Source organism: Ornithinimicrobium ciconiae (assembly GCF_007197575.1).
Taxonomy (GTDB): Bacteria; Actinomycetota; Actinomycetes; order Actinomycetales; family Dermatophilaceae; genus Ornithinicoccus; species Ornithinicoccus ciconiae.
On record NZ_CP041616.1, the window covers coordinates 3808510 to 3820177 of the forward strand.

Consider the following 11668-nt stretch of genomic DNA (forward strand, 5'->3'; position numbering starts at 1 on the left):
CTCTGACCTGCGGTTTTCGTCTCCAATCGGGTTCTCAACCCTGTTCTCAAATGGGTGCGGATCTTCTCAACTCGGGCTCTCAGACCGTTCGAGGACAGCCTCTACCCCCTCCCCCGCGCCGTCAGCGGCCACAGGCACCGGCACCGGCACCGGCACCGAGTAGCCTCACGTCATGACGGTCGAGGACCTGATCGAGGGCGGCAGGCTACTCCGCGTCGAGCCGGACCGGAGGCTGGTGGACGAGCTACTGGCCACCGCCCGGACCCACACACGCTCCGCGGAGGTATTGCAGGCAAAGGATCCCTGGGCGTCGGTGGTCGTAGCGACAGCGGCTGTCCGTGGGTGCCTGCTCGCGGTCCTACAGACCCGGGGGCTAGCCGTGGCCCCTGCCGCCGACGGTGGGGATACCCTGCTGGCGGCGCTGGCTGAGCTGGGCGATGTGCCGGTGGATCTGCCAGCCGTGACCGCGCTTCTGAGCCAGCACCGTCACGGCGTGAGCACCACAGTGACAGCCACCGAGGTAGAGGACGCGCTTCGGCTCGCGGACGCCACTCTGTCCCGGGTCGCAGCGGCCAGCCCCGGCGAAGAGTGAGACCCCGCCCGACCGCGTGATGCAGCCAGACGGGGCCTCAGGGGTGGTTCAGGACGCCAGCAGCTCGCGCCCTCTCCGCTCGCAGCTCGGCCAGATCACGGCGCACACCCAGACACTCGGTGCACTCGATTGGGTATGCGTCACGGTCGACCAGCCACTGCCGTGCGCCGGTCAGGTGCTCCGAGCACCATGTGATGTAATCCCGTAGGTCGGTCCACCGCTGCTCGTCCCAGGTGGCCCCGCAGGTCGTGCAGCTGGCCACCCACACCCGGTCCGCAGCCCGGTCCGCGAGCCCATCGACCACTACAACCAAGCGAGCCGGCCTTCAGCCGCCACCCCCGGCGCCATCTGCCAGCCAGACGAGCGCCCCAGCATCGTCGGCGTCTCGCTCGGTCGCTACGTGGTGCGAGGCCAGCTGGAGCAGGCCCGCCCTGGCGAGCAAGTTGCCTTCGTGGAGGACGCCGGTATCCATCCCCACCTCACCTTCAGCGGCCCAGGTCAGCACCCAGGCCGTGGGTGGACCGCCGATCATGTCCTCCAGGATGAGGGTGATCTGCTCGTGGGCCTGCTCGAACGTCAAGGACGCCTCTGCATCGGTCATGCCACACCATAGATCGGATCGGATGCCGGCACGCCCCTACAGGCGTTGCGCCTTGACCTGCACACTCACGACGAGGATTCTCCGTCACCGGTTCTTACACGCTGGAGGGCCAGTTGGATCCCCCGGCGGGAGAGTCCGGCCAGTTCCATGGCCTCCACCCAGGTCCCGCCGTTCTGCAGGAACTCGGCCAGCGCGGCATCGTGCCTACTCCGCGCCGCGAGTCGTTGCTCCTCCAGGGCGGCGAGGCGTCGTGTGGCGGCGCGGAGCTCCTTGGCAGAGGCGATCTCATGTGCTGGCACGGCTGCAGTCTATCTAGTGATCTACATGGTAGACTTAATCTACCTAGTAGATCATGCGGTCTTGGGTCCAAGAGGCAAGGAGAGGGGCCATGAGGATCACACCGTTCATTCCGGGGGCGGCCGCCCTGGCAGTCATCGCGGTCGCCGTCCTGGGCGGCTGTGTGCCGGACGAGCCGGACACTCGGGACGTCACTGTCACCACCGACACCACCGCCTGCCGTGAGGGCACCGAGGTCGAGCTGTCGGCCGGTGACGTCATCCGCATCAACGAGGCCATGACCCCAACGGACCACACCCCGTGGATGTGGCCTGGCGTGCTGGTCGTCGACGGCAAGGAAGCCGACACCGTCACCTTCCCCGCGTGGTCACTCGACGCGGACTTCGAGGCCGACCCGGAGGACTACCACATCGCCTGCGAGGAGCTGGACCGATGACCATTGCAGCACTGACCCTGGCCGCGGCCGTCCTGTTCACCGGGGCCGTCGCGGACACCACCGAGCCTGCCCCGGTCGCCACCGGTCAGGCCATCCCCGACGAGCTGGCCGGTGTCCTCATCGAGGGTTCGGCCGTTGACAAGCACACCGGTCTGACCGTCCTCGAAGGGCGGCGTGTCACCTGCCCCGGCGAGCACGACCCCGCACCGACCGAGCTGCAGGAGTTGGTGGTCACCTACAGCATCGTGGCTCAGCCGGCATGGGCAGATCACACGGCGCCCAGCGTGCCGTTCAGCCGGGGCGAGGTGCTGCCCGGGCTGCTCTGCAACGACGTGCAGCGAACGTCCATGTTGTGGAAGGACGAGACCCCGTATACCCGGGTCTCGGCAGTCCTGTCCATCACCGAATCAGACACTCGCGCGCTGGCTGAGGTCACCGGCATCACCGGCACCACGACCACCGCCCCGACCAGTATCGGCGGAACCGAAATCGTCCTGTACTCCGCACCGGGCGACCGAGGCGAGGTCCTGGCCAAGCTCCCGGTCGGGGCGAAGCTTGCAGCAGTCGGCCACCCCGTCCAGGGCATCGGAGACAGCAGCCTGTGGGGGTCTGGGTCGTCCTACGTGCCGGTCGTGACGTCGAACCGCGGACTGGTCGGCTGGCTCGACTCCCGAGCCATCATCACCGCCAACCTGGACCCGGACAGTCTGTGGGGCGAGCTGGAGACAGTCACCCTCACAGCTCAGCGGCCCGTGCCCACCGCCGTGCCCAACCTCAGGATCGACCCGGCCGCAGTCACCCCGCCCTACAACGGTGTCGGCACGCTGTCCGGTGGGGAGATTGAGACGGGCACCGAGGTCGTCGTATCCGTTGACCGTTGGGCCGTCAACAGGCTGGGTTGGGCGGCCCTGGCATCCAGTCCGAGGTTCGGCACGCCGCCGCCCAGCCTGGAGCACATGAAGGACCTCACTCTCATCGTCGAGTGCCCCAGCCGTCCCGGCATCCTCTGCTGGGCACCGGCCTGGGCTTTCGAGGAGAGCGCGGCACAGCAGACCGTCGACGACGAGGCCGAGCGGACCGAGGCGCTGACCACGGAGGACGAGACGGTCCCAACGGTCACCGAGCCGGGCGTGGCGACCGGGCCGGGCCGGGAAGTCTGCAACATGGACGGCGTCTGCTTTGAGACCGCCGAGCAGACCGACGCCGAGCCGGGCGCGACGGCCACAGACAAGCCGCGCATCCGGGACCGGGTCAAGGATTGGTTGGACCCGAAGGTGGACGAACTGGCCGAAACTTCCGACCGGTTCGCCGAGGCCGCACCGGGCAAGGGCGAAGAGTTGGCAGACCGACTCGAAGGCAGACTGAGTGACTCACCGGTCGGCAAGTTCGCCCGGGCCGTGGCATGGGGTATCACCCTGGTTCTGCTGGTGCCTGGGGTGGCCCTGCTGTGGAAATCTCACGGCCGGGCACGGGCACGGCTGAACGGGCCGACAACGACCGGTCGGGTGCTCGGTGCGGCCAGCCGGTTGACCCCGCTCGAACTGCTCGGGCTGGTGCCGGGACTGCCGGTCGGAACAGTGCTGGTGGCGGCCGCTGCGAGCGTCACGCCGGGAGGCTGGCGCTGGGCTGTGGCGGTGGCCGGCGGGCTGCTCGCGGCCTACGTGGCCGGGGTGTCAGCAGCAGCGGCCAAGGGGTTTGAAGTCTCTCTGCTGAGGCCGTTGCGTGAGCACGTCGCTGTCGGACTGGTCAGCGGTACGGCCATCGCCCTGCTGGTCGGGTTCACGACCACCTGGCCTGCCGCGTACGTGGTCGGGGTCGCCGTCACCACCGGAGTGGCCTGCTGGATGGCTGCCCGGAACGGTGCCGCCACGGTCCAGCACACGGAACTCGACAGGGACCAGGAGGTGACCAGTCATGACCAGCAGCTCAACGCTGACGGACACGATGACGGGGTCTGACCAGGACAGCACATTTTCGTCCCCCACATCATCCCCACCTGACTTCGTCAGTGGGTTGATGGGAGACGGAAACGTTGACATGTCGACCACGCTCCGTGCACGTCACGGGATGCGGGCAGACGCGTACGTCCTGGCCGGTCTGGTCCGGGGTCTGTCCATGGGTCTCGACGCGTTCACGATCCGTAAACAACTCGTCCGTCACGGGAACCGAGACGTGCACAACCTGCTGTCGAACCGGGCCACCATGCAAGCCCTCACCGACAAGGCCCGCCTGCACATCACACGCTCCCAAGCGGGGGTGAGCGACCGGGTCAGAGCGGCGCGTGCCCTGGTCGGGGTGGTCCTCGGGCCGGGTCGGTTGGGCGTGACGGACCGGGCTGTCCTAGCGCACCTGGCGCTGGCTTCGATGACGTCTGGCTGGGCGACGATCCAGACGTCTCGGGACACCGTGGCCTACGAGCTGGGCCTGCCTGTTCCGACGGTGCGGGACTCGCTGCGGAGGCTGGTCGAGCGGGGCTATGTCCGGGTGCACGCGCAGCGACAGGGTCACGCTCACGTCTACAAACTGGGACTGCTCAGGAGTGCAGGCGACCGGGCGACAGCACTGCTTCTGGACGAGGTCGTGACGGCCCTGGTTGACGGTGACGACAGCAACCGGGTCGCCAAGATCCTGCGGTCGGTGGACAGTCCCCGGTGGGGCTACTCGGCGGTTCAGGGCCACGCCAGCTGGCTATACCTGGCGACGGATGCAGCCGGGCAGGAATGGCCGCTCGGACCGCGGTCGAAGCGCCGGGCGACCGAGTCTGTGGGCGCCCCGGTGGCATCCGTCATCAACGACGCCATCAACCGGAAAGCGGCGGCTCGGGAGGAACTGGCCAACAGGCAGCAGGGCCGTATGGAAGGGGTCGAGCAGGCCCGTCTCAATAGGACCGAGGCCCTCGCCACGGTCGACTGGCTGGTGGACCGGACCGGCAACCCGAAGCTGCTCATTGAACCCGGTGAGCGGATGCAGTGGGTGAGGGCGGCGAGGGCACAGCTCGGGTCCGGCGGCGGCTGGGACCGTGGGCAGGTCAGGGCAACCCTGGCCCGCCGGCTGGCCATGTGCGGCTGGCCGGAGAAGGCAGCACGTTCAGCAGCTCAGGCAGTGACGAAGGAGCAGTAATGAGGGTCAGGGGAGTGGGACGACGGACCCGTGGAATGGCGGTCCGGCTGGCTATCGCAGCGGTCGTTGTGGCTCGACTGGCGTGGGCTGGTTGGGGTGTCCTGGCGCAGGCGCTGGACCCGGTCGCGGAGCTGGGGCGAGCCCGGCTGGTGGCTGGCATCCTGACCGGTCTGTGGCTGGCTGCGACGGTGGTTTCCTGGCGCCGCACGCTCGAGACACTGGCGCACGAAGCACACCACCATGGGAGTGCCGCCGGGACACGCGCGATGAGCCAGATTCTGAGGGTCGGGACCGTCGGCCAGTACGCCGCCGTGACGGCAACGAAGCTGGCGGCACGGGTCCTGGCGGGTCTGTCCCCGGTCGTCGCCGTCGGTCTGGCATCGCTGGTCTGGGCGTGGGTCGGGCTGGCTGGTTTCGGGCTGGCCGGGTGGGTGGCAGCGGCTGTCGTGTCGGCCGTCGCGGGCTGGACCCTGGCGCGGACTGTCGCGTCCTGGCAGGGGGTGGCCCTACGGTCGCTCACCGGGGCCGGGGTGCTGGCCGGCCTGGCCGGTGGGCTGGCTGTCGCGGTCGTGCCGCTGCTGGTCGGTGTGCCGATGAACGACCACGCCTGGGTGGGGACGAGCCTGGCCGGTGCGGTCCTGGTTGCCGGTCTGGTGAGCGGTCACGGACAGGGAGTGGTGCAGCGCCGGAAGCGTGCCGTAGCCGGTGAGCTGGCTGCTGTCCTCGGTGTCGCACAGAGCACTCTTGAGGACCCGGCTAAGGCACGGTGGAGCGTCAGCAAGGCTGGCACCGTTAATGTCCATCCTCCGCTGCCAGCCGACGTGGTGAAGAACCTGCCGGGTCTGGCCGAGCGGGTCGTGCTCCACCTCCCCAGCCATGAGGTGGAGTACGCCGACCCGCACGACGGCGTGGTCCTGGTGCAGGTTCGTGAGGAGACCGCGCAGACCCGGGCACTGCTCGCTCAGACAGGCGGGCTGCTGACCTCACTGGCCGAGCACGACACCCCCACCCCGACCGTCACGATCACCGCCGAAGACCTGGAGACCAGTCATGTCTGAGCTGACAATTCCACTGCCTGAGGCCTACCACCCGCGTGAGCACAGGGACCGGGTCGCAGGACTCATCGCCTGTCGCGCACCCGGCTACGTGACCACCCGGGTGGACGCCGAGTCACGGACGGCGTGGGCGTCACCGACCCTGCCGGGGAAAGTCGACGGCACCCTGTCTGAGAACTGTCGGGTGCAGGACCTGGACACCCTGGCGGTGCGTGTTGCTGACCAGGGCCTGGTGCTGTCGGGCGCCGACGTGCCAGCGCGGTCGGTCACTCTCGCACGGCTCACCCCGGCGCAGCAGACAATCCGGTCACGCATCGCTACGCGCCTGCGCTGCCAGCCGTGGGAGGTTGAGCTGGCGATCGGCGCGCGCGGCACTGGCGAGGTCACCGATGTGGTCGTGACGCGCTGGCCGGATGCTGGTATGCCTGCCGCGAAAGCCCAGGAGCTCTGGCTGGAGGTCGCCCGGCAGGTGGTGGGCCACCCCGGCTGGACCCGGCGGATCGTTGGTCAGCGGGTCGAGATGCACTCCGAGCCGCGGCCGACGTGGCCCAATATCCCAGTCCCGTGGGATGAGATCAGGGCCGCACCGTGGCACCGGCTGTTCCTGGGCCATGATGAGAAGCAGCGTCCGGTGTGGGGCGACCTCACAGCGACGCCGCAGGCCATGGTGACCGGGCGGACTGGCAGCGGCAAGAGCGTGATGCTGGAGCTGATGCTGTGCGGGATGCTGCTGCGCGGTTGGGACCTGCGGGTGTGCGAACCAGTGAAGTCAGGCTTGGACTTCCGTCACCTGAGGCCGTTCTGCTCCCGCTGGGCCACCACCCGTGTCGAGGTCGCCGAGGTGATGACCGAGCTGGCAGCCGAGATTGACCGGCGCCTGGCGGTCATGCTTGAGCACGGCGCGCCCCGCTGGGATGAGCTGCCCGAAGCGGTTCGCGAGACTGAGGGAATCCACCCGATCTGTGTTGTGCACGACGAACTGGAATCGGCCGCCCAGGAGATCCAGACAGCGGGGTTGCGCGGCGCCGAGCTGATGCGGGCACAGACAGACGCTGAGGCCGTCATGACTACCCGCGCCCTCTACTCCCGGCTGCTGCGGGAGGCCCGGTATGTCGGTATCCACCTGGTCCTGAGCACCCAGCGCTGGACGAATGAAGCTCTGGGCTCGGCGGCGTCGGGCTGGCGGGCCAACGCCGGTCTGCGGATCGCGATGGGCCGGATGAACTTGACCACCTTGTCCACCTCGATCCTGGAGGTTGACGCCTGCCAGGTGGCCTACGAGCGGGCGTTCGGTGCTCTCGGGTCCGACGGTGACGAGCCAGACGATGACCCGGTGCCGATCAAGGGCCGGGGCATCGTGGAGCTCGATTACGCGGACCCGGTGAGCTTCCAGACCCCGTGGCCCGGGACCCACGCAGAGCAGGCGGCGATGCTGCGGTCTCACGGTGTTCCTGAGCGGGAGCAGATGACGCTGGTCCCGCAGTTCGGTCCGCCGCCCGGGTTCGGTCAGGACGCCGTGAAGGACCTGGGCACCTTGGATGACCTCGACCTCGACCTTGCGGACCTGGAGGGGTGAGATCGCCACCACCCATCCCCAACTTCATCGCTGCACCCGGCGGTCAGTTGGACTTCCGCATGGATGGGTACGCACCTCGCTTCCCTCAGGTGGCGCCGGCGACCGTGCTCCGATAGGCCGGACCTCATCTCGGATGTCTGCGAGCGGGGTGCCAGCGGTCGCCGGAACTCGGCGGGGGCCTCACGGGACAGCCCATGGCTCACATCCGTGACAGTGCGGCGGGCACCCTGGGACACTGGCCTGATGACCCGCCTCGCTGTTCTCGTCGAGGCCCTTGGTGAGACAGCCGTCGCCTTCCTCGCCGGGGCTAACCGCCGCGCCACACCTGCCCTGTGGTTGTCTGGCACCGAGCCAATTCCAGAGCTGTCACAGCTCCGGCTGGATATGGCGTACCAGGTCTGGGAGGTGCTGACAGCCGAGCACAACCCGGACGTGGCGAGGCGGTGGCTGACCGGGACGAAACCACGGCTTGATCACCGGAGCCCGCTTGAAGGACTCCGCGCTGGCGACCTTAACACCGCCTTTGCCGCCGCTCAGGCATTCGCTGACGGGACCGACGGCTGACTCAATCCCCGGCCCTCGCTGCCAAAGCCTGGCAAGAGTTCTCACGGCCAGTCGCGAGCCACGACCGCCGTCGGGCGCGCCGATCTGAGGCGCTCCCAAGCCACCCGAGCGTCCCATAGACGGCATCACCACGGCAGCCAGCCCCATGCCAGCCGCCCGCGGCCACTTACCCGGGCTCGCTCTCTTCGATCTGCGGGGCACCGGGCCCTCGCAACGGCACCCTAGCCTGAGCCAGCGCCCGCCTGACCGCGGTCTGCGACCTCCCGGTCTCCGCCGCGATCACTCTCAAACTCGCCCTGTCCTCGCTATACCGCCGAGCGCAGTGCTCGATGAGCCGCGCACGCATCTCTGGGGTCTGCGATCGAGCACCAGCCGTCCCCTCGAACTCCGGCAAGACCTTCGGATAGGGCCGCCCAGGATACGCCATGAATGACACCCTGCCACTTCAGCCACCGCATCCGCACGATCCTGCGATGCCGACCTGGCCCACGCCCACGGGAACCGGAATGACCTCGTGAGGCCAGGACGCCGAGCGAATCCGTGAACCGCCCAGAAGCGCCGCGCCAACAGCGAACGGGTCACCGACCAGGGTGCCGGCGACGACGCATGGCCTCATCAGTTGACCACAGCCACTGATCACAAGCCGGAGTGTCAGACTCAGGTCATGGACGAACTACTGATCGAGTTGGACAGCCCCAGTGATGCAATGGCCATGCACGACGTGCTGAATACGGCAGCACCTGACGCATGGAGGAAGGCTGAGAAGGACGGGCACGACAGGGACTGGATCTTGGCGTGCGGCGGAGGAAGCCTGTACCAGGCCATCTACTTCGTCGTGACCGGGGTCGACGAGCAGACAATCCGCGATCGGGCACACCATCTGTCGCTCCAAACCAACTGGCCTGAAGGCAGTCCGCATTGGTCCGTGCTCGGCAGCAGACCGCGGCAGACGTACCCGGCATGAGCACTACCCCCGGGGCGCGTTCGTCAGCCGACTCACCAACCCTTGACTGACACCCGCGCCCTGAGCGATCAGCCCACCGGGAACTCCCGCCCGGACAGCTGCACGGACCGCCTGATCGCGCCGCTCCCGGGCCGCGTTGGCCTCCGCTTCCGTCCGCTCCAGCTCGGCCGCTGCAGCACTGACGCGCTCGAGCAGTTGGCGTTCGTGGCGGTCCGAGGCCGTGATGCCATCCATGCAGCTGAGAGTAGCGAGTCCGGTCAACGCCTCGACGGCTCCCACCCAGCTTCTGCTGCGGCAGCGAACCACACAGCGAACTCGACGTCGTTCATTACAGCAGCGTAACGAGGGGGCGGACACGCAACCCCACCGTCGCGGGAACCGTCACGTTCTGATCTAGTAGCCACCAACGGGTCAGCACGGGGCTGACTCGAGGATGCTCGGAGGACTCACACGTGTCTCAGTTGGCCAATTTTGTCTGGGGCATCGCTGACCAGTTGCGTGGGGTGTACAAGCCGAATTCGTACGGCGACGTGATCCTGCCGATGACGATCTTGCGGCGGATGGAGTGCGTGATGGAACCGCACCGCGCAACCATCACCCAGTTGGCGAAGGTCGGGCGTCCGGACACCCTCGAGCTCCTGGTTCGTGACCAGACCGGTTTGACGTTCTACAACACCTCCCCCTATTCGCTGGCCACGATCCTGGAAGAGCCCGAGAACCTGGCCGGCAACCTGAACGCCTACCTGGACGGGTTCTCAGGCAACGTTGCCGACCTCTTCGCGGCCTACAAGTTCGACCGTGAGATCGAGACTCTGGACAACAGCGACCGGCTGTACCTGGTTCTGGACAAGTTCTCCCGTGTGGACCTTGGCCCGGATGCTCTGACGAACGCCCAGATGGGCACCATGTTTGAGGACCTGATCCGCCGGTTTGCTGCCGCGTCGAACGAGACTGCTGGTGAGCACTTCACGCCTCGTGACGCGGTCCGACTGCTGGTCGACCTTCTTGTCGAACCGGACGGGGACGTGCTGACCGGGTCTGTGGTCCGCACCGTGTATGACCCGACGGCCGGCACTGGTGGGATGCTCTCGGTCCTGGACGAGCGGCTCACGGAGATGAACGACAGGGCCCAGGTGGTGATGTACGGCCAGGAGCTGAACGCCCAGTCCTATGCCATCTGCAAGTCCGAGCTGATCGGTAAAGGCCAGGACGCGGACAACATCGCTCTTGGAGACACGCTGGCCAACCCTCAGCACTACGACCAGCGGTTCGACTACGTCCTGTCCAATCCTCCCTACGGCGGCGACTGGAAAGCCTCCCAGGCGCAGGTGCTCGCCGAGGTCGACAAGCTCGGTGACAACTCTCGCTTCCCGGGTGGCACTCCGGCGATCAGTGACGGCCAGATGTTGTTCTTGCAGCTGGTCGCCACCAAACTGCGCCCGGCCTCTGAGGGTGGAGGGCGTGCCGGGATTGTCCTGAACGGCTCCCCGCTGTTCACCGGCGGCGCCGAGTCCGGACCGTCAAACATCCGCCGCTGGTTACTCGAGTCCGACCTGGTCGACGCAATCGTGGCCCTACCGACCGACATGTTCTACAACACCGGCATCGCCACCTACATGTGGGTGCTGGACAGCGCCAAGGCCGACGAGCGTAAGGGCAAGGTCCAGCTGATCGACGCCCGTGAGTTCTTCACCAAGCTGCGCCGCAACCTCGGTTCCAAGAACAAGGAGATCGGGGACTCTGACCGGGCCCGCATCTTGCGGATCTACAGCAACTTCGACGAGCAGACCGAGGACGATCAGCGGTACTCGAAGGTGCTCGAACCGGCCGACTTTGGGTACCACGAGATCACCGTCGAGCAGCCTCTCCAGCTGCGGTTCGAGGTCACCGACGACGCCCTGGCCGCGGTGACCGCCACCAAACAGGTCGACAAGCTGTCCGAAGAGAACCGTGCCGCGCTCTTGGCCGGGCTGGAGACCCTGCGTGGTCAGACCTGGATGGACCGATCGAGCTTCGTCACCGCGCTGCGCAAGGCCAGCAAGGACGCCGGGTTCACCCTGCCGACGCCGCTGGTCAAGGTGCTCTGGTCCAAGATCGGTGTGCACGACGACGACGCCGTCATCTGCCGCGACAAGCACGGCGACCCCGAACCGGACACCGACCTGCGCGACACCGAAATCGTCCCCTTCGACCGCGACATCACCGACTACTTCGACACCGAGGTCAAGCCGCACGTCCCCCTCGCCTGGATCGACCACGCCAAGACCAAGGTCGGCTACGAGATCCCCTTCACCCGGATCTTCTACAAGTACGTACCGCCCCGCCCGCTCGAGCAGATCGACGCCGAACTCGACGAACTGGCCACCGAGATCGTCCAGCTCCTGCGGAAGGTTGAGGCGTGACATTCCCCGCAGTTCAAGTGCGACGTATGGCACGGGTGACGCTGGGGAAGATGCTCCAACC

General features: G+C 67.4%; 13 protein-coding genes. 9 read left to right on the forward strand and 4 right to left on the reverse strand.

Annotated features, from left to right (window positions below):
• Window positions 1-172 precede the first annotated feature (172 nt).
• Window positions 173-592 (forward strand): hypothetical protein, encoded by a 420-nt coding sequence (locus FNH13_RS17620; protein ID WP_143784640.1) that lies wholly within the window; start codon window positions 173-175, stop codon window positions 590-592.
• A gap of 325 nt (window positions 593-917) precedes the next feature.
• On the opposite strand, the gene FNH13_RS17625 is transcribed toward FNH13_RS17620, so the two are convergent.
• Complete coding sequence (locus FNH13_RS17625; protein WP_143784641.1) at window positions 918-1193, reverse strand: hypothetical protein; 276 nt, start codon at window positions 1191-1193, stop codon at window positions 918-920.
• 65 nt (window positions 1194-1258) lie between these two features.
• Window positions 1259-1492, reverse strand: a complete 234-nt coding sequence (locus FNH13_RS17630) for a hypothetical protein (protein WP_143784642.1) — start codon at window positions 1490-1492, stop codon at window positions 1259-1261.
• An 89-nt stretch (window positions 1493-1581) separates the two neighbouring features.
• On the opposite strand from FNH13_RS17630, the gene FNH13_RS17635 reads away from it, so the two are divergent.
• The 6 genes from FNH13_RS17635 to FNH13_RS17660 all read left to right on the forward strand — a co-directional run bounded on the left by FNH13_RS17635 (window position 1582) and on the right by FNH13_RS17660 (window position 8241).
• Window positions 1582-1926, forward strand: coding sequence for a hypothetical protein (locus FNH13_RS17635; protein WP_143784643.1), 345 nt, complete (start codon window positions 1582-1584; stop codon window positions 1924-1926).
• Complete coding sequence (locus tag FNH13_RS17640) at window positions 1923-3884, forward strand: hypothetical protein (protein WP_143784644.1); 1962 nt, start codon at window positions 1923-1925, stop codon at window positions 3882-3884. The genes FNH13_RS17635 and FNH13_RS17640 overlap by 4 nt, the downstream gene beginning before the upstream one ends.
• Before the next feature lie 109 nt (window positions 3885-3993).
• A complete protein-coding gene (locus FNH13_RS17645) occupies window positions 3994-5046 on the forward strand; it encodes a TrmB family transcriptional regulator (RefSeq protein ID WP_143784645.1) in 1053 nt (350 codons plus the stop codon).
• Window positions 5046-6104, forward strand: a complete 1059-nt coding sequence (locus tag FNH13_RS17650) for a hypothetical protein (protein ID WP_143784646.1) — start codon at window positions 5046-5048, stop codon at window positions 6102-6104. The genes FNH13_RS17645 and FNH13_RS17650 overlap by 1 nt, the downstream gene beginning before the upstream one ends.
• Entirely contained in the window at window positions 6097-7677 is a 1581-nt protein-coding gene (locus FNH13_RS17655) for an FtsK/SpoIIIE domain-containing protein (RefSeq protein ID WP_143784647.1), read from the forward strand. Before FNH13_RS17650 ends, FNH13_RS17655 begins: the two co-directional genes overlap by 8 nt.
• A 243-nt stretch (window positions 7678-7920) precedes the next feature.
• Window positions 7921-8241, forward strand: a complete 321-nt coding sequence (locus FNH13_RS17660) for a hypothetical protein (RefSeq protein ID WP_143784648.1) — start codon at window positions 7921-7923, stop codon at window positions 8239-8241.
• Window positions 8242-8407: 166 nt separating this feature from the next.
• Here FNH13_RS17660 and FNH13_RS20015 read toward each other — a convergent pair whose 3' ends face one another.
• Window positions 8408-8668 carry a helix-turn-helix domain-containing protein gene (locus FNH13_RS20015; protein WP_407669918.1) on the reverse strand — a complete coding sequence of 87 codons (261 nt, stop codon included), beginning with the start codon at window positions 8666-8668 and terminating at the stop codon, window positions 8408-8410.
• Window positions 8669-8905: 237 nt separating this feature from the next.
• On the opposite strand from FNH13_RS20015, the gene FNH13_RS17670 reads away from it, so the two are divergent.
• Window positions 8906-9205 carry a hypothetical protein gene (locus FNH13_RS17670; RefSeq protein ID WP_143784649.1) on the forward strand — a complete coding sequence of 100 codons (300 nt, stop codon included), beginning with the start codon at window positions 8906-8908 and terminating at the stop codon, window positions 9203-9205.
• Between the two features lie 3 nt (window positions 9206-9208).
• On the opposite strand, the gene FNH13_RS17675 is transcribed toward FNH13_RS17670, so the two are convergent.
• On the reverse strand, window positions 9209-9439 hold the full coding sequence (locus FNH13_RS17675) for a hypothetical protein (protein ID WP_143784650.1): 231 nt from the start codon (window positions 9437-9439) through the stop codon (window positions 9209-9211).
• 218 nt (window positions 9440-9657) lie between these two features.
• On the opposite strand from FNH13_RS17675, the gene FNH13_RS17680 reads away from it, so the two are divergent.
• Window positions 9658-11607 carry a type I restriction-modification system subunit M gene (locus tag FNH13_RS17680; RefSeq protein WP_143784651.1) on the forward strand — a complete coding sequence of 650 codons (1950 nt, stop codon included), beginning with the start codon at window positions 9658-9660 and terminating at the stop codon, window positions 11605-11607.
• Window positions 11608-11668 lie beyond the last annotated feature (61 nt).

Excerpts from the sequence above, each read along its gene's own strand:
- FNH13_RS17620 (WP_143784640.1), top strand. The coding sequence starts at position 173 with ATGACGGTCGAGGACCTGATCGAGGGCGGCAGGCTACTCCGCGTCGAG.
- FNH13_RS17625 (WP_143784641.1), bottom strand. The coding sequence starts at position 1,193 with ATGACCGATGCAGAGGCGTCCTTGACGTTCGAGCAGGCCCACGAGCAG.
- FNH13_RS17635 (WP_143784643.1), top strand. The coding sequence starts at position 1,582 with ATGAGGATCACACCGTTCATTCCGGGGGCGGCCGCCCTGGCAGTCATC.
- FNH13_RS17640 (WP_143784644.1), top strand. The coding sequence starts at position 1,923 with ATGACCATTGCAGCACTGACCCTGGCCGCGGCCGTCCTGTTCACCGGG.
- FNH13_RS17645 (WP_143784645.1), top strand. The coding sequence starts at position 3,994 with ATGCGGGCAGACGCGTACGTCCTGGCCGGTCTGGTCCGGGGTCTGTCC.
- FNH13_RS17650 (WP_143784646.1), top strand. The coding sequence starts at position 5,046 with ATGAGGGTCAGGGGAGTGGGACGACGGACCCGTGGAATGGCGGTCCGG.
- FNH13_RS17655 (WP_143784647.1), top strand. The coding sequence starts at position 6,097 with ATGTCTGAGCTGACAATTCCACTGCCTGAGGCCTACCACCCGCGTGAG.
- FNH13_RS17660 (WP_143784648.1), top strand. The coding sequence starts at position 7,921 with ATGACCCGCCTCGCTGTTCTCGTCGAGGCCCTTGGTGAGACAGCCGTC.
- FNH13_RS20015 (WP_407669918.1), bottom strand. The coding sequence starts at position 8,668 with ATGGCGTATCCTGGGCGGCCCTATCCGAAGGTCTTGCCGGAGTTCGAG.
- FNH13_RS17670 (WP_143784649.1), top strand. The coding sequence starts at position 8,906 with ATGGACGAACTACTGATCGAGTTGGACAGCCCCAGTGATGCAATGGCC.
- FNH13_RS17675 (WP_143784650.1), bottom strand. The coding sequence starts at position 9,439 with ATGGATGGCATCACGGCCTCGGACCGCCACGAACGCCAACTGCTCGAG.